General features: G+C 67.8%; 6 protein-coding genes and 2 pseudogenes. 2 read left to right on the top strand and 6 right to left on the bottom strand.

What is annotated here, in order from left to right:
- Nucleotides 1-345: 345 nt before the first annotated feature.
- On the bottom strand, nt 346-3,069 hold the full coding sequence (gene acnA, locus AB0F01_RS20250) for an aconitate hydratase AcnA (protein WP_362097362.1): 2,724 nt from the start codon (nt 3,067-3,069) through the stop codon (nt 346-348).
- Between the two features lie 837 nt (nt 3,070-3,906).
- Here acnA and AB0F01_RS20245 point away from each other — a divergent pair.
- Nucleotides 3,907-4,104 (top strand): DUF4236 domain-containing protein, encoded by a 198-nt coding sequence (locus tag AB0F01_RS20245; RefSeq protein WP_362097359.1) that lies wholly within the window; start codon nt 3,907-3,909, stop codon nt 4,102-4,104.
- Between the two features lie 65 nt (nt 4,105-4,169).
- Nucleotides 4,170-5,699 (top strand): UDP-N-acetylglucosamine 1-carboxyvinyltransferase, encoded by a 1,530-nt coding sequence (locus AB0F01_RS20240; RefSeq protein ID WP_362097356.1) that lies wholly within the window; start codon nt 4,170-4,172, stop codon nt 5,697-5,699.
- A gap of 355 nt (nt 5,700-6,054) precedes the next feature.
- On the opposite strand, the gene AB0F01_RS20235 is transcribed toward AB0F01_RS20240, so the two are convergent.
- The 5 genes and pseudogenes from AB0F01_RS20235 to AB0F01_RS20215 form a co-directional block, all read right to left on the bottom strand.
- Nucleotides 6,055-6,408: a hypothetical protein gene (locus AB0F01_RS20235; RefSeq protein WP_362097355.1), complete on the bottom strand. Its 354-nt coding sequence runs from the start codon at nt 6,406-6,408 to the stop codon at nt 6,055-6,057.
- 63 nt (nt 6,409-6,471) lie between these two features.
- Nucleotides 6,472-7,265: pseudogene (locus tag AB0F01_RS20230) on the bottom strand ((Fe-S)-binding protein); the annotation flags it as partial.
- A 31-nt stretch (nt 7,266-7,296) separates the two neighbouring features.
- Nucleotides 7,297-8,498: pseudogene (locus AB0F01_RS20225) on the bottom strand (IS3 family transposase).
- A 678-nt stretch (nt 8,499-9,176) separates the two neighbouring features.
- The gene (locus AB0F01_RS20220) at nt 9,177-9,686 is read right to left on the bottom strand and encodes a DUF5958 family protein (RefSeq protein ID WP_362097352.1); all 510 of its coding nucleotides are present in this window, start codon (nt 9,684-9,686) and stop codon (nt 9,177-9,179) included.
- Nucleotides 9,568-16,554: a polymorphic toxin-type HINT domain-containing protein gene (locus AB0F01_RS20215; protein WP_362097350.1), complete on the bottom strand. Its 6,987-nt coding sequence runs from the start codon at nt 16,552-16,554 to the stop codon at nt 9,568-9,570. The genes AB0F01_RS20220 and AB0F01_RS20215 overlap by 119 nt, the downstream gene beginning before the upstream one ends.
- Nucleotides 16,555-16,663: the final 109 nt, after the last annotated feature.

Raw genomic sequence — 16,663 nt, 5'->3', positions numbered from 1 at the left:
GGGCGGCCGGGTTGTACATCGGCGAGGCGTCGGGGATACCCGTCGCATGCCCGTGTCCGTCCGCCCGCCCGCCGCACGGCGAACGCACCGCACGCCGTCCATCCGTCGCATGGCGAACGCACCGCCCACGTCCGTCCGTCGCATGGCGAACGCACCGCCCGCGTCCGTCCGTTCGTCCGTCCGCCCGCGTCCATGCGTGCCGTCCGTCCTCCGTCCGCCGACGGCAAGGGCCGCATCCCCGGTGCGGGGATGCGGCCCTCGATCGGCCCGCCGTGCGCCGGCCCTCGCGGGCCGGGCGCCGGACTCGGCGGACTACCGCCGGGCTACCGCCGGAGCACTGCCTGACTACTTACGGATCAGGCCGCGCAGCACGTACTGCAGGATGCCGCCGTTGCGGTAGTAGTCGGCCTCACCCGGGGTGTCGATGCGGACGACCGCGTCGAACTCGACACCGGTGTCGGTGGTGACCTTCACCGTGCTGGGGGTGGTGCCGTCGTTCAGCTCGGTCACGCCGGTCACGGAGAAGGTCTCCTCGCCGGTCAGGCCGAGGGAGTCGGCGGTGTGGCCCTCCGGGAACTGCAGCGGCAGGACGCCCATGCCGATGAGGTTGGAGCGGTGGATGCGCTCGTAGGACTCGGCGATGACGGCCTTGACGCCGAGCAGCGCGGTGCCCTTGGCCGCCCAGTCGCGGGACGAGCCGGAACCGTACTCCTTGCCCGCCAGGACGACCAGCGGGATACCGGCGGCCTGGTAGTTCTGCGAGGCGTCGTAGATGAAGGAGACCGGGCCGCCGTCCTGCGTGAAGTCGCGGGTGTAGCCGCCCTCGGTGCCCGGCGCGATCTGGTTGCGCAGGCGGATGTTGGCGAACGTGCCGCGGATCATGACCTCGTGGTTGCCGCGGCGCGAGCCGTAGCTGTTGAAGTCGCGGCGCTCGATGCCGTGCTCCGTGAGGTACTTGCCGGCCGGGGTGTCGGCCTTGATGGCACCGGCCGGGGAGATGTGGTCCGTGGTGACCGAGTCGCCCAGCTTGGCCAGCACGCGGGCGCCGGAGATGTCCTCGACCGGGGTCGGCTCCATCTGCATGCCCTCGAAGTACGGGGGCTTGCGGACGTAGGTGGACTCGGCGTCCCACTCGAAGGTGTCGCCGGTCGGGATGGGCAGCGCCTGCCACTGGGCGTCACCGGCGAAGACGTCGGAGTAGGACTTGGAGAACATGTCCTCGCCGATGGCGTTCGCCACGACGTCGTTCACCTCGGCCTCGGAGGGCCAGATGTCCTTCAGGAAGACCGGGTTGTTGTCCTGGTCGTAGCCGAGGGCCTCGCGGGTGATGTCCACCTTCATGGAACCGGCGATCGCGTAGGCGACGACCAGCGGCGGGGACGCCAGGTAGTTCATCTTGACGTCGGGGTTGATCCGGCCCTCGAAGTTGCGGTTGCCGGAGAGGACCGAGGTGACCGCGAGGTCGTGCTCGTTGACCGCCTGGGAGACCTCCTCCGGCAGCGGGCCGGAGTTGCCGATGCAGGTGGTGCAGCCGTAACCGACCAGGTTGAAGCCGACCTTGTCGAGGTAGGGGGTCAGGCCCGCCTTCTCGAAGTAGTCGGTGACGACCTTGGAGCCCGGGGCGAGGGTGGTCTTGACCCACGGCTTGCGGGTCAGGCCCTTCTCCACCGCCTTCTTGGCCACCAGGGCGGCGGCGACCATGACGTACGGGTTGGAGGTGTTGGTGCAGGAGGTGATCGCGGCGACGGTGACGTGGCCGTGGTCGAGTTCGTACTCGGTGCCGTCGGCGGCGGTGACCTGCACCTTGTGGGACGGGGCGCCGTTGGAGATGGCCGGGGCGTCGGAGGCCGGGAAGGACTCCTTGCTGGCCTCGTCGACGTCACCGCCGTCCTTGACGTAGTTGCGCACGTCCTGGCCGAACTGCTGCTTGGCCTCGGCGAGGACGATGCGGTCCTGCGGACGCTTCGGGCCGGCGATGGACGGGACGACCGTGGAGAGGTCCAGCTCCAGCTTCTCGGAGAAGTCCGGCTCGGCCTTCGGGTCCAGCCAGAGGCCCTGCTCCTTGGCGTAGGCCTCGACCAGCGCGACCTGCTCGGCGGAACGGCCGGTCAGACGCATGTAGTTGAGCGTCTCGCCGTCGATCGGGAAGATCGCGGCGGTGGAGCCGAACTCCGGCGACATGTTGCCGATGGTGGCGCGGTTGGCGAGGCTCGTGGCGGCGACGCCCTCACCGTAGAACTCGACGAACTTGCCGACGACGCCGTGCTTGCGCAGCATCTCGGTGATGGTGAGCACCAGGTCGGTGGCGGTGGTGCCGGGGTTCAGCTCGCCGGTCAGCTTGAAGCCGACCACGCGCGGGATCAGCATGGAGACCGGCTGGCCGAGCATCGCGGCCTCGGCCTCGATGCCGCCGACGCCCCAGCCGAGGACGCCGAGGCCGTTCACCATGGTGGTGTGCGAGTCGGTGCCGACCAGGGTGTCGGGGTACGCCTTGCCCTCGCGGGTCATCACGACGCGGGCCAGGTGCTCGATGTTCACCTGGTGGACGATGCCGGTGCCCGGGGGGACGACCTTGAACTCGTCGAAGGCGGTCTGGCCCCAGCGCAGGAACTGGTAGCGCTCGCGGTTGCGGCCGTACTCCAGGTCGACGTTCTGCTTGAAGGCGTCGGGGGTGCCGAACTTGTCGGCGATCACGGAGTGGTCGATGACCAGCTCGGCCGGGGCCAGCGGGTTGATCTTGGCCGGGTCGCCGCCCAGCTCCTTGACGGCCTCACGCATGGTGGCGAGGTCGACCACGCAGGGCACGCCGGTGAAGTCCTGCATGATCACGCGGGCCGGCGTGAACTGGATCTCCTGCGACGGCTGCGCCTGGGAGTCCCAGGAGCCGAGCGCGCGGATGTGGTCGGCGGTGATGTTCGCGCCGTCCTCGGTACGGAGCAGGTTCTCCAGCAGGACCTTCAGGCTGTAGGGAAGGCGCGCGGAGCCCTCGACCTTGTCCAGCCGGAAGATCTCGTACGACTCGTCGCCCACCTGCAGCGTGCTGCGGGCGTCGAAGCTGTTCGCCGACACGACAGTCTCCTTCATTGATGTGCGTACCACCACACCGCGACTCCCCGCGGCTGCCGCCGCGTGGCGCCGCCACGACGTCTCGACCAATCCGCTAAGGTAAGGCTAAGTTAGGTACGCCTTACCGCCACGGCGGGTGCAGTGCTCCTCGGCAGATATCTCGATGTCGAGATAACTCTAGTACACCGGGGCCGAATGGTCATGCGCGGGCCCCGGCGCGCCCTCTCATACGCTCCGATCCGAGTGCCCCCATCGGGCGGCCCCCACCGCACTGCGGGGCCGACATTCGGACAGCCGCCGCACAGCGGAGGCATCCCACCCTCCCTGGCGGCAGCTTCCGCGTCGCCGGGCGCCGGGCGCCGGGCACCGGGGGCTCCGGAGGCATTTCCCGGCCATCGCCCGGGCCTGAGCCTGGCCCAGGCACCGACCGGGCCGCCGACCCTCGCCGGCCTCCGTCCGGCGACCGGCCGGACGCCGCCCGAGCGAAGCCCGGCCGGGGTCGGCAGGGCCGGGCCCACGGCCACCGCAGGCGCCACCTCCACAGGAGAGACACCGAGCCGTCGGACGCTGCGGCAGTGCGTGGCCCGGTGGCGGCAGCGCGCCTGCGGTGACGCCGAGCGATACCGACCACGCCAACCAAGACGAACAGGCGAACAGGCCAAGCAGCGACGAACGGGACGGAGAGCGGGACGGAGACGGAGACGGGACGGAATGAATGGGATGAACCGAGCGGAACGGGCGAAACGACCTCCCGGAGCCCAACGAAAGCCATCAGGAAGCCTCCTCGGGGTATCCGAGCCGGGAAGGCGCTCAACTCCCCCGACTTGAACGGAGGCAGGCATGCCGCTTACCTTTCGCAAGAGCTTTCGGATCCTTCCGGGGGTGCGGCTGAACATCAACAAGAAGTCCTGGTCCATCACCACGGGCAGCTCGAAGGGCCCGCGGTACACGCGGAGCAGCACCGGACGCCGTACGACATCGATGGATTTGCCCGGACCCTTCGGGTGGCGTCGCACCAGCCGGAGCAGGCGACACTGACGCCACATCACCCGGATGGACCCCCCCAGGAGGTGCCATCTCATATCTGAGATAGCCTCAACCTCATGGCAGACGACTACCTCGTACGCATCGGCAAGCTCATCCGCGACGCACGGCAACACCGTGGCTGGACGCAGGCGCAGCTGGCCGAGGCGCTCGGCACCAGCCAGAGCGCCGTCAACCGCATCGAGCGCGGCAACCAGAACATCAGCCTTGAGATGATCGCCCGGATCGGCGAAGCCCTCGACAGCGAGATCGTCTCTCTGGGCTACGCCGGTCCGATGCATCTGCGCGTGGTGGGCGGGCGGCGCCTGTCGGGCGCCATCGACGTGAAGACGAGCAAGAACGCGTGCGTGGCCCTGCTGTGCGCCTCGCTGCTGAACAAGGGGCGCACGGTGCTGCGTCGCGTCGCCCGCATCGAGGAGGTCTACCGCCTGCTGGAGGTCCTGAACTCCATCGGCGTGCGCACCCGTTGGATCAACGACGGCGTCGACCTGGAGATCGTGCCACCGGCCGCGCTGGACCTGGACGCCATCGACGCGGACGCCGCCCGCCGCACCCGCTCCATCATCATGTTCCTCGGCCCGCTGCTGCACCGCATGGACCGCTTCAAGCTGCCCTACGCGGGCGGCTGCGACCTCGGCACGCGCACCATCGAGCCGCACATGATCGCCCTGCGCCGCTTCGGCCTGGACGTCGCGGCCACCGAGGGCCAGTACCACGCGGTGGTGGACCGGTCCGTCCGCCCCGGCCGCCCGATCGTGCTGACCGAGCGCGGGGACACGGTCACCGAGAACGCGCTGCTCGCCGCTGCTCGGCACGACGGCGTCACCGTCATCCGCAACGCCTCCTCCAACTACATGGTCCAGGACCTGTGCTTCTTCCTGGAAGCCCTGGGCGTCAAGGTCGAGGGCATCGGCACCACCACCCTCACCGTCCACGGCATGCCCACCATCGACGTCGACGTGGACTACTCCCCCTCCGAGGACCCGGTCGAGGCCATGAGCCTGGTGGCCGCCGCCGTCGTGACGGAGTCGGAACTCACCGTCCGCCGCGTCCCCATCGAGTTCCTGGAGATCGAACTCGCGGTCCTGGAGGAGATGGGCCTCGACCACGACCGCACCCCGGAGTACTTCGCCGACAACGGCCGTACCCGCCTGGTGGACCTGACCGTGCGCCCCTCCAAGCTGGAGGCGCCGATCGACAAGATCCACCCGATGCCGTTCCCCGGCCTGAACATCGACAACGTCCCGTTCTTCGCGGCCATCGCGGCGTCCGCCCAGGGCCAGACCCTCATCCACGACTGGGTCTACGACAACCGGGCCATCTACCTGACCGACCTCAACCGCCTCGGTGGACGGCTCCAGTTGCTCGACCCGCACCGCGTCCTGGTCGAGGGCCCCACCCGCTGGCGCGCCGCCGAAATGATGTGCCCGCCGGCCCTGCGCCCCGCCGTGGTCGTCCTGCTGGCGATGATGGCGGCGGACGGCACGTCGGTCCTGCGCAACGTCTACGTCATCAACCGGGGTTACGAGGACCTGGCGGAACGGCTGAACTCGATCGGGGCGCAGATCGAGATCTTCCGGGACATCTGAGCGCCTTCAGAAAAACTGCCGTCGCACCCCTCCTGACCTGTATGAATGCAAGGCGAGAGGGGGCGTGGCGGCGCCTGTGGGACTTTTCTGGGACTTTCGGCTGGGACCGAAGACTTCCGGTCGCCACGCACTCCATACTTGGGACTCCGCCGAGGGGCCCCTTCGGGCGCTCGGAGCGTCACGACCCGTCAGAACAGCGTCCCTACCGAGTCACTTCATCTGATCTGCCAACAGGGCGTCGGCCATCAGTTCCTCGACCACTGCGGTGCCATCTCGGTCATCGCGCACATCGGCTGCAACTTGAGCCGGCGGCGTCCGTATGTTCCTGATGGTCCGACGACTCGTACCCGCGCGGCTACGCGGGCCACGGTCCGCGACCGCGCGTCTCGATGTCATCCCCGGTCAGCTCCACCAACTGCTTCAGCCGCTCCCGGGCCCCACGCGCGACGCTCCTGTCCAGCACGAGTCCGTGCTCGGTGCGGGCGGTTACCACGGTCCCCCAGATACGGCGGTCGATGGTCGACGGGGCCGCCCGGGTGCCCTTCTTCCAGCCCGGCTGCACCCACAGCCACTCCACGAACCGGACCAGGGCACCCGACGTCACGGACAGCTGAGGCAGGTCGGTCTCGGCGCAGAATCTCGACCAGACGATCCAGTCCTGCGCATATCCACTTCGGGTCCGCTTCGACCGTTCGGGGGCCCGGGACATCGACTCCTCTTTTCCTTACGGGCTACGCCCAGTTGGACCACTGGACGTAGCCCGGACAGCTGCCTACTGCACCGGCTCCGACTCGGGGGTGCTCTCCTGCTCCGCCTCGCCCGCCGGGTCGACCGTGGTCTTGACGGACTCCAGCAGGAGCTGGGAGACGTCGACGACCTGGATGGACTCCTTGGCCTTGCCGTCGTTCTTCTTGCCGTTCACCGAGTCGGTGAGCATGACGAGGCAGAACGGGCAGGCGGTGGAGACGATGTCCGGGTTGAGGGCGAGGGCCTCGTCGACGCGCTCGTTGTTGATGCGCTTGCCGATCCGCTCCTCCATCCACATCCGGGCGCCGCCGGCGCCGCAGCAGAAGCCGCGTTCCTTGTGGCGGTGCATCTCCTCGTTGCGCAGGCCCGGGACCTTGCCGATGATCTCGCGCGGGGGCGTGTAGATCTTGTTGTGGCGGCCCAGGTAGCACGGGTCGTGGTAGGTGATGAGGCCCTCGACCGGGGTGACCGGGATGAGCTTGCCCTCGTCCACCAGGTGCTGGAGCAGCTGGGTGTGGTGGATGACCTCGTAGTCGCCGCCGAGCTGCGGGTACTCGTTGGCGAGGGTGTTGAGGCAGTGCGGGCAGGTGGCGACGATCTTCTTCGCCGACTTGGGCTTCTTCGACTCGGGCGTGACGTTGCCCTCGTCGTCGATCTCCTCGCCGAAGGCATGTTCAGCGCGGTGACGTTCTCCATGCCGAGCTCCTGGAAGAGGGGCTCGTTGCCGAGGCGGCGGGCGGAGTCACCGGTGCACTTCTCGTCGCCGCCCATGATCGCGAACTTGACGCCCGCGATGTGCAGCAGCTCGGCGAAGGCCTTGGGGGCCTTGACCCGGAATGTTGGACACGGGCTATGCGGCTTGGGCCAGGGTAGTTGAAGTTGTGTCGAGTGCTGCCTCGTAGGCGATGGGACTCCGTTGCCCGAGGTGGGAATGACGGCGTCGGGTGTTGTAGCGGTGCAGCCAGCGGAACGTGTCGAGACGGGCCTCGTGTTCGCTGGACCAGTGCTTTCGGCCCTGAAGAGTCTCGCGTTTGAACGTCGCGTTGAAGGACTCGGCGAGCGCGTTGTCCGCCGAGCTGCCGATCGCGCTCATGGACTGGCGGACGCCGGCCTTGCGGCAGGCGTCGGCGAAGGCCCGGCTGGTGTACTGGGCTCCGTGATCGGTGTGCAGGACCGCCCCGGCGAGGCCGCCGCGGGTCTGTTCGGCGGCGGACAGGGCGTCGGTGACGAGGTCGGTGCGCATGTGGTCCGCGATCGACCAGCCGGCCAGGCGGCGTGAGGCGAGGTCGATGACGGTGGCCAGATAGAGGAACTTCCCGCCGTCCAGCGGGAGATAGGTAATGTCGCCGACGTACTTCGTATTCGGCTCACGCGCGGTGAAGTCGCGGCCGATGAGGTCCGGGGCCTTCGCCGCGGCTGGGTCCGCGACCGTGGTGCGGTGCCTGCGGCGCAAGCGCACGCCCGCCAGTCCGGCGGCCCGCATCAACCGCGCGATCCGCTTGTGGTTGACGCGCTCGCCCGACTCGCGGAGCTCGGCCGTGATCCTGGGAACGCCGTAGGTGCCGTCCGACTCGCGGTGCACGGCCCGTATCCGTGCGGCGAGGCGGGCGTCGGCCGCCTGCCGGACGGCCCGGTCCGCGGCCGTCCGACGCCAGTAATAGAAGCTGGAGCGGGCGATGCCCACGATGGTGCACAGCCGCTTCACGCCGTAACGGCGCTGATGGTCGGCGACGAACTGGAAGCGGTTCACCAGCGCGTCTCCCCGGCGAAATACTTCGCCGCCTTCCGCAGGATTTCGCGCTCTTCCTCCAGCTCACGGACCTTCTTCCGCAGAGCGGCGTTCTCCGCCTCCTACGGTGTCGGCGGCTCGGCAGGCACCTCCGCCCGGCGCCCCCGGGGCCGGCTCGCACCGGCCGCCCGGACCCAGTTCCGTAGGGTCTCGGGGTTGATCCCCAAATCGGCGGCGACCTGCCGGATCGTCGCCTCGGGCCGCGACTGGTACAGCGCGACCGCGTCCGCTTTGAACTGCGGCGGATAGTCCTTCATGACCACGAGATGTCCGTTCTCAGATCCTCAGGATCCAGTGTCTCGTGTGTCCAGGATCAAGGGTCAAGACCCAACTCCGCAGGTCAGCGGCTGTCTCCAGCAAGGCTGGGCCGGAAGCGTCCCCCAGTTGCCGGAGGCATGACGGCATGCGGGAAGATGGGTTCGCAGGCATGGACTCGCTCGGTGCTCATACGGACTCGACACCCACATGATCACCAGCGGCCATGCCTGTTCTGCGTCCAGGGTCGCCGCCGACAGAAGTCGACAAGCCGCCACATCCGACACTCAGCAGGCGAACCCGCCCACCTCGGCACTTCTCAAAGATCCTGGTGACCATCCCCTGTGGGATCCCTCTGGGACTTCTCTGGGACTTCCGGCCGCATCAACGGGCATGACCGAGAAAGAGCCGAAACACCATCTGCCCGGGTCAAAGGCTCGCAGCTCCCCTTCGTGGCAGGCCACGGGGTTGCCTGGTCTCTTCCGAGACGTCTCAGAGCACGTCAGGCGGCCACGCCGAGGAACCCCCTGACGAACTGCCTGCCGCAACGCTCGTCCGATAACGTTGCCGTCAAACGCCCGAGAGCCCCCGCCGATTACCAACTCGGCGGGGGCTCCCAATGTGCGCCCAAGTGAACTCTGAAACCCTTGGCAATCTACCCCTCGGTGCGCCGGTGGCGTCGACGCTTACGACAGGTTGTGCCAGGCGTGGCTACAAGCTCCTCGGCACTCCGTTTCTCTTCGTCGCGTGTCAGCTACTGCGAACACGGACAATAGTACGCGAAATGATTTCACGTACTCACTGGGAGGCAGATTTATGATCTTTCCCATCTGTTCGAGAATCGGTTCCCGCACAATCAGCACTGCCGGGGTCATGGTCGGCTTGACACCTGATCGCGGTAGCCCCTCACGCGCGTCGTTCACCGTTGTGTGGGCCTGCATGGCGTAACGAACAACCTCGTGCAGTACCGCCTTCTGCTGCGCCTGCTCCAACGAGGAGAACCAGGCCACAGCATCGTCCAGGGCGCGGAGCCCTTGAGCGACCTCGTTGATGACGCGCTCTGACGCTCTCAAGTCCTCACCTGCTCCGGGGCTCGAATACCACGTACGGCCTATTCCGATCCAGCTCTGCGTAGTCGGGGCGGTTCGAATTATAGCTTTGCCAGAAGTCTCGACCGCGCCCGCTCCCTTCACCATCACCCGTCCCTCTTGGCAGTGAATTCTTGACGCTGTGACGAGTTCTGGACGGGCCAGACAGGATGTAGTCCCAGTCTGACGTCGGGTTGGGGGTTCCGTTTGCGCGGCTTCCGACCACGATGATTGGCTGCCCCGCCTTATCGGCGGCATTCTGAATTCGCTTGGCATCATTCGGGCTGATACCAGCTTCCGATGCCGTTCTCAGGCCAGGCCCACACCACCCGTTGGAGTTGTGAACGAGTACCGGCGTCCCGCCCGCCAGCACATAGTAAGTGTGGAGTTCGTCGACAGTGAGGTTGTACGTGCGAGCGTGCCGGGTGAAGGGCTTGTTGGCTGTGACGATGACCGTGTGGCCGTCGTCGGTGAGCAGGGTCATGCCCGAGGCGAGGTCGCCGGCTGCTATCCAGCTCTGCTGGGAGGGCGACCAGAACGGGTGCTCGTGTGTCGCCGTGAGCTCTTCCGTGCCGTCCTCGGTGACGAGGGAGAGCGTGTTGAAATGCTTGTCGTCCTCGGTGCGGATGAGGCGAGTCACCTCACGCGGGCCCAGCTCGCCGGTCAGTGGGTCGGCGGCCAGTACCTCGTCGCCCAGCTCCACGTCCTCGATGTTCTTCGTGGAGCCGTCCGCCATGAGAACGTCGGTTCCGGCGAGGAAGCATCTCTTGCACCCGATGCCGCGCATCTCCTTCCACGGCCCGCTCGCCGGAGGGTTGCCCTTGCCCCGGAGGCTGTACGGGCTTCCGCCCATGCTTCCGATCAGGGGGCCCACTGATTCCATGTACTCCGGCGAGAACTTGAGGTCCCAGACGAAGTAGCTGTGCAGCTCCTCAGAGCAGTCGATGTATTGCTCGCACACCGCCGCGCCGGCCAGTGCCATGAGCTCGCTGGTCGGCAGGTAGTTGTACATCCGGTCGTCCTGCAGATACGCGAGGGCTGTGGAGAACGCCTTCTCGAACTGATCGGGCTCGGGCCCCGGTGCGGCAAGGACTTCGAAGTAGGACGGCGGGGGCGGCGTGTAGGGCGACTTATGCCGCACCTGTGAAGGGCCGTATCCGACGTCGTGGTATCCGCCGATCGCGCCGCCGTACGGCTTCTTGCTGCCGGAGTTCCCGGGGCTTCCGGGGTTGCCGCCGCTGACCGCGTTGTTGACTCCCGACGTCACCGGTGATGCGCAGGTGCTGGTGACATAGGTGGCGCCGCAGCCTTCTCGCAGGCCCGTCGGGTCCGAGGCCGTGGCGGGGTGCTGGTTGGCGTAGCTGTAGCCGTTGAGGGACTGCGGCTGGTCGAGGCTGAGGAGGGGGTCGACGCTGACGAACTGACCGATGGCCGGGTCGTACTCACGAGCGCCGATGTGGGTGAGTCCGGTGGTTCTGTCGTCGGTCTTGCCGAGGAATCCCTTGTCGTCGGGCCAGGGGGCACCGGTGGGCTTGCCCCGTTCGGCGCCGAAGGGGCCTGTGTAGCGCTTGCTGTGGGTCTGGGCGGCGTCGGCGTTGATGGCCAGGGACATCGTGCCGTGGCGGTCGCCGGCCAGGTAGGTGAGTCTGTTGCTGAGGTCTTCGTTGGAGCGGACGGCGATGGTCTGGCCACCGGCGGTGTAATGACGCTGGGCCCAGGTGGTGCCGTCGGCGCGCAGGTGAAGTTCGGTGGCGCCGGCGTACAGCACCCTCTCCCCTCCGGCGGTGTTGCGGATCAGGAGTTCGCCCGAGGCGTCGTAGAGGTATTCGGTGGCCTTGCCGCTCTCGGTGAGTTTGGCGAGCCTGCCCTCCTCGGACCACGCGAGGTCCTGAACCGCCGTGGCGCCGGGGCGCTTGACGGTGTTCCCGGTCGCGTCGGGGGTGTAGGTCTTCTCCGGGCCGGCGCAGTCGCCCTTGGTGGTGGTGCCGGTCAGGAAGTGTGGTTGATCGGTTCTGGTGTAGCAGTAGGTCGTCTTCGTGTCGCCGGCGGGCTCGTGCGTGGTTTCCGTGGTGCGCTGGCCCGCGTCGTTGTAGGTGTAGCTGTTCCAGTACGGCGCCGGGCCGGACAGGCTGCCCGCGCTACGGGGGTCGGAGCACTTCTGGGAGCTGGGCGTCCAGGCTTCGATGAGCCGGCGGTGGCCGTCGTAGGCGAAGCACTGGGTCTCGGCGCTACTGGTGCCGCCCAGTGTCGTGGGGTCGGCGATGGAGGTGACGTTGCCGGCCTCGTCGTAGCCGTAGTTGAGGTCCTGCAGCATGTAGCCGTGGGTGTCGTCCGTGACGAAGCTGCGGATCAGACGGTCGGTGCCCTGCTCGTAGCGGTTGTTGAGGTAGGACTTCTTGTGGTCGGCCGTGTTGGCGGTGCCCAGGGTGAGCTGGGTGGGCTGGCCGATCGCCGAGTAGTCGGCGTTCAGGAGGTATCCGGTGGAACCGCCGACCGAGGTGACCTGCCCGAGCTTGTTGTAGCCGTAGTCGACGATCTCGGAGGGCAGGCCTCCCAGAGCCGGTTCCTTGGTGTGCTTGAGGGTGCCGTCGAGGTTGTAGGCGGTCTCGAACTCAAGCGTCGCCGGCGCACCGGCCTTCACGAACGGATCGTCGGCGGGGAGACGCAGGGTGCTGACCACCGGGCGGGACAACGTGTCGTACTCGGTGACCGTGTCGGTGTACGCCCGGCCGTTCTTCCCGCCCACGTAACGGGTGCTGCTGTCCGGCATCCCCTTGAGCAGGGAGTCGTAGCTGGTGGCGGTGAGCTGGTTGGCGTCGCTCCTGGACCCGGTCCAGGTCCCGGTCGAACGGCCGAGGACGTCGTAGGCGGTCAGGATCGCCTTGCCGCGGGAGTCGGTGGACCTGACGGCCCGGTCGAGCGCGTCGTACTCGGTGGTGCTCTTGCCCCGGTCGGGGTCGGTCGCCGTGATCTGCCGGCCGAACAGGTCGTAACCGTAGGACCACTTGGCGTCGTCCGGGCCGGTGATGCGGGTCTGCAGCCCGTCCCGGGTGTAGTCGAACCTGGTGGACGCGTAGCTGGTGCCGGGGCCGTCGCCGTACTGGGGGTCGGCCGGGGTGGCACCGGCGTACTCACGGGTTTCGAGTGTGTGGCCCCGGATGTCGGTGATGGTGCGGGTGGCCGTGCCGCCGTCCAGGGCCGTGGTGGCGGTGGAGTCACCGGTGTAGGTGGTGGTGGTGGACCACTTCTCGACGCCGAAGACGTGCAGGGTGGTCCTGGTGGCCCGGCCGGCCCCGTCGAAGACCGTTCCGGTCTGTTTGGGTGCCTCGCCGTACTCGGCGCGGGTGTAGGTGCCGTTGGGGCTGCTGGTGGTGTCGAAGATGTCCGCGTAGGACTCGTAGGGGAGGCCGCGGGTGTCGTAGCGGGTGTCGGTCAGCAGACGGCCGCCCTGGGGTGTCGGCGACTGGGTCTGCAGGGGGCGCAGCAGCGCGTCGAAGATGGCGTAGTTGGTGGTGTAGGTCTCGCCGTCCCTCCTCAGGGTGGAGGAGGACACCCAGGACTGCTTCTTGTTGTCCATGTGGTAGGCGAACTTGGAGCTGGGGCTCTGGCTGGCGCTCGAGCGGTTGGGGAGCCACACGGACGTGAGCCGGCCGAGGGCGTCGTAGGCGAGTTCGGTCTTCTTCAGGTTGGCGTCGTACAGACGCAACGGCTGGCCCCGGCGCGGGTCGAGGAAGCTGGTGGCTTTGTGCCCCAGTGGGTTGGTGCTGATGGTCTTGGTGAGTGGCCCGGCGGCGGCCGGGGTGTAGGCAGTGGTGATGGCCTGGCCGTCCGTGTCGCTCACCTTGGTGGGGCGGCCGAGTGTGTCGAAATCCGTGACCGCGCTGCTGGTCATCGTCTGCCAGCTCGGGCTGCCGGAGGCGTAGCTCTTGGCACGGCCGGTCCAGGTGACCAGGCCCTTGGCCGGCTTCATCGACTCCGACCACGTGCTCGCACCGTCATAGCCGACCGCTGAGTCGGCCAGGACGTCACCGCGGCGCTTGTCGTCGGCGGGCAGGTCGAGTGCGGTGTCGGCGACGGAGCATTCCCTGCCGACGGTCCGGGTGCGCGAGACGAGGCTGTTGATGCCGGCGTCCGCGTTGCGGGCGTACCAGGTGCGGGTGCAGGTCTCGTCGCCTCCCAGCCCTTTTTGTCCGTAGTCGTCGACCTCCCTGACCATGCCCAGGTCGTCGTAGCGGTTGGTGACGACGTGGGTGCGCCAGGACTTCGACGCGGTCAGGTAGGTGCTCGCGTACGAGGTGTTGGGCCGCGTCCAGCGTGCGACGTGAGCGGCCGCTCCGGGCACCGTCTGCGTGGCGGTGGTCCTGGATGTGTAGTTGGTGTACGACGCCGAGACGGTCCGGCTGCCGTCGTAGGCGACCTTCTGCAGCAACTGGCCCGCATACTGGTCGCTGTCGGTCACGGCGGGGAAGGTGACGTCGGTGTCCATCAGCGGTTCGACACTGACGGTCCTGGTGGTGCCGTCCTTCTTCCTGTCGCCGTGCATGCCCTGCAGGTAGCGCGAGACCGTCTTGGAACGAGTGATGTCCAGCGCACCGGCGTACACGGTGACATCACGGTATCCACGCCACTGGGACCAGGTCCGCTCGTCCTTCGGCGTGAACGGGTCGTCGGCGTAGTGCCATGCGGCGCCCGAGTAGTCGTAGGCGTTCTCGACCGTCTCGTTCTGCCCGGTCGGGTCGGCGACACCGACCGCGAGTACGCGGTATTTGTGGAACCAGTCCACCGACGCTTCCGTGGCACCGTTGATGTTCCAGTACTGCGGGTAGCAGGACCGGGTGTTGGAGTCCTGTGCGGCGCCGAGCACCTCGCTGCGCCTGCACTCCGGCGCCGACAGCGTCACGGTCGTGATGGCCCCCGTCTCCGAGGTGATCGTCGCGATGCGATGGCGCTTGAGCGGCAGGATGTCGTCCGTGCCGTCGACCCGGTTGGGGCGCAGCTGGTAGGTGAACACCACCGGGTCCACGTCGATCGCTGTGCCGGCCTTGCCCGTGCGCTTGATCGACTTGAGGACCAGGACGTGGTCGGTGGTGTCCCCGATGTCGCCGGCGTCCTGGTACTCCTGGGTCAGCGCCCACGAGTCGACCGGGTCGTACGTGCGGGCCGAGGCGTTCCAGGAGTAGGTGTGGATCCCGGTGAGCCGCTTACGGGAGAAGAAGGTCGGTCCTGCGGCATTGCAGTCGGTGTCGCCACTGGTGCAGAGGCTGTCGAAGGGAACGTCGGGCCAGTGCTTGGCCGTGTCCTCGGTCAGTTCCGAGCAGTCCGCGACGGTGCAGCGTTCGGCGTGGGAGAAGGTCACCTTCCCATCGGCGTCATCGGTGAACAGCGCGCCCTTGCGCAGCCCGTACTTGATCTCCTTCAGATAACCACCGCGTGTGTAGGAGGCGTTGGCGGTGGCGGCCTTGTTCTTCGGGTAGTGGTTGGATTCCTTCGCGTACCAGTAGGTCGAGGCGTTGCCCCGGGTGTCCTCGACGTAGTCGAGGTTCCACCGCCATGCCTGGGTCAGTGACCGGTCGGCGAAGGTGCTGCCCTTGTCGTAGCCGGGTTCGCCGGAGTCGTCGCCGAAGACCGGTGTCGTCCAGGTGGAGTTGGTGCGCTGGTCAGCGGACCCGTCCAGTTTGTTCAGGCCGAACACGTACTTCGTACCGTCTCCGGTGATGACGGTCCAGTACTCGCCGTTGTCGTCCCCGTTGTCCGCGCCGCTCGAGCGCTTCACCGTGGAGGCGTCGTCGTTCTCCAGGCGGTGGGTACCGGTGGTGTTGTCCTTGATGATGCGACTGGACTGGCCGTTCAGGACCAGGAGGGCGTTGTCGTACTTCCAGCAGCGGTCGAAGACCTTGTCGTGGCCGTCGTCGTCGCAGCTGCCGTAGGTGCGCTCGATGTAGGACTCGGTGAGGGTGAACCCTTCCCCGACCGTGGTTCCCTGGTTGTTCGTGGAGGCGGTGCGTCCGTCGATGCTGCCCGAGTCGTACGACAGGCTCAGGCTCGGTGTGGGACCGGCCGCGGCCGGTGGCACGGTGAGGCCGTACGTCCAGGTGAACGAGCCCGAACTGCCGCCCGCCGCCCACGACGACGACGCGGCGAGTCCGGTCGCGGAGTAGTCACCGGTCCCGTTGGGCGACTCCCCAGCCCCTGCCGCAAGCGCGGTCACCGCGAACACGGTGGCTCCGGCGGGTCCGCTCGCCGAGGCAAGCTGCGTGGTCGTACCCGACGTCGTCTCGGCCAGCCGGACCTGAGCAGAGACGGTCTGCTGCGTGGGGTCGTTCGTCGAGGCGAGCGGGGTCTGCTCGCGGCACTCGGCCTTGTGCGGGGTCGTGAGCGCGCAGGCCGGGAGCTGCACCAGGCGCAGGCGTTCCGACCAGCCACCACCGATCATGGAGCCGAAGGTGCGGTAGTCGACGCTGACTTGCGCCGTCCCGGCGGTGTCGGCGCCGGCGGTGAAGAGCACGCCGGTGATCCCGGTCCTGCGGGCGGCCTTCTGGTCGAGGACCGTGAAGTCAACGGGCCCCGCGGCCGCCGCGTTGCTCCGGGTCTTCACCGGCTGTGCGGTGACGGGGACTCCCGCGAGGTCCACCTCGGCCGCCTTGTCGGCGGAGAGTGTCGTGGAGGCCGTGTCGGGCTCGGGCCAGGCGGCTGTCTGTTCCTGCTTGGCCTTGCGTGCTCGCTGCTCTCCGGCCTTCTTGGTTTCGGAGACCTGGTGGCGTGCCTTCTTCGCACCCAGGCTCTTGACTTCGTCGACCTTGCTCACGCGGGGTTCGGGCACCGCAGGGCGCCCCAAGGCCTGCTCCCCGGCCGTCGCGACCGGCAGTTGACCGACCGGGGCCAGCAGCGCCAGGGCCACCGCGGGTACGACAAGGCGCCGCCCCCACCGCCGAGCACCACCCGCACCTCTTCTTGAGGTGCCTATGCCAAATGTCATGAGTTTCGTACCCACCCGGTTCACGAGAGCTGGAGTAACAATCAAGCTGGGGCAGCGGCCGCGCTGTGCGGCCGCGCGGTGGTCGGGCAGCCGCCATGACCGGCTGCCC

This window comes from Streptomyces sp. NPDC029526, assembly GCF_040637405.1.
In the GTDB taxonomy this organism is placed as follows: domain Bacteria; phylum Actinomycetota; class Actinomycetes; order Streptomycetales; family Streptomycetaceae; genus Streptomyces.
Note: the sequence above shows the minus strand (reverse complement) of the source record. Positions and strands in the feature narration are given on the sequence as shown.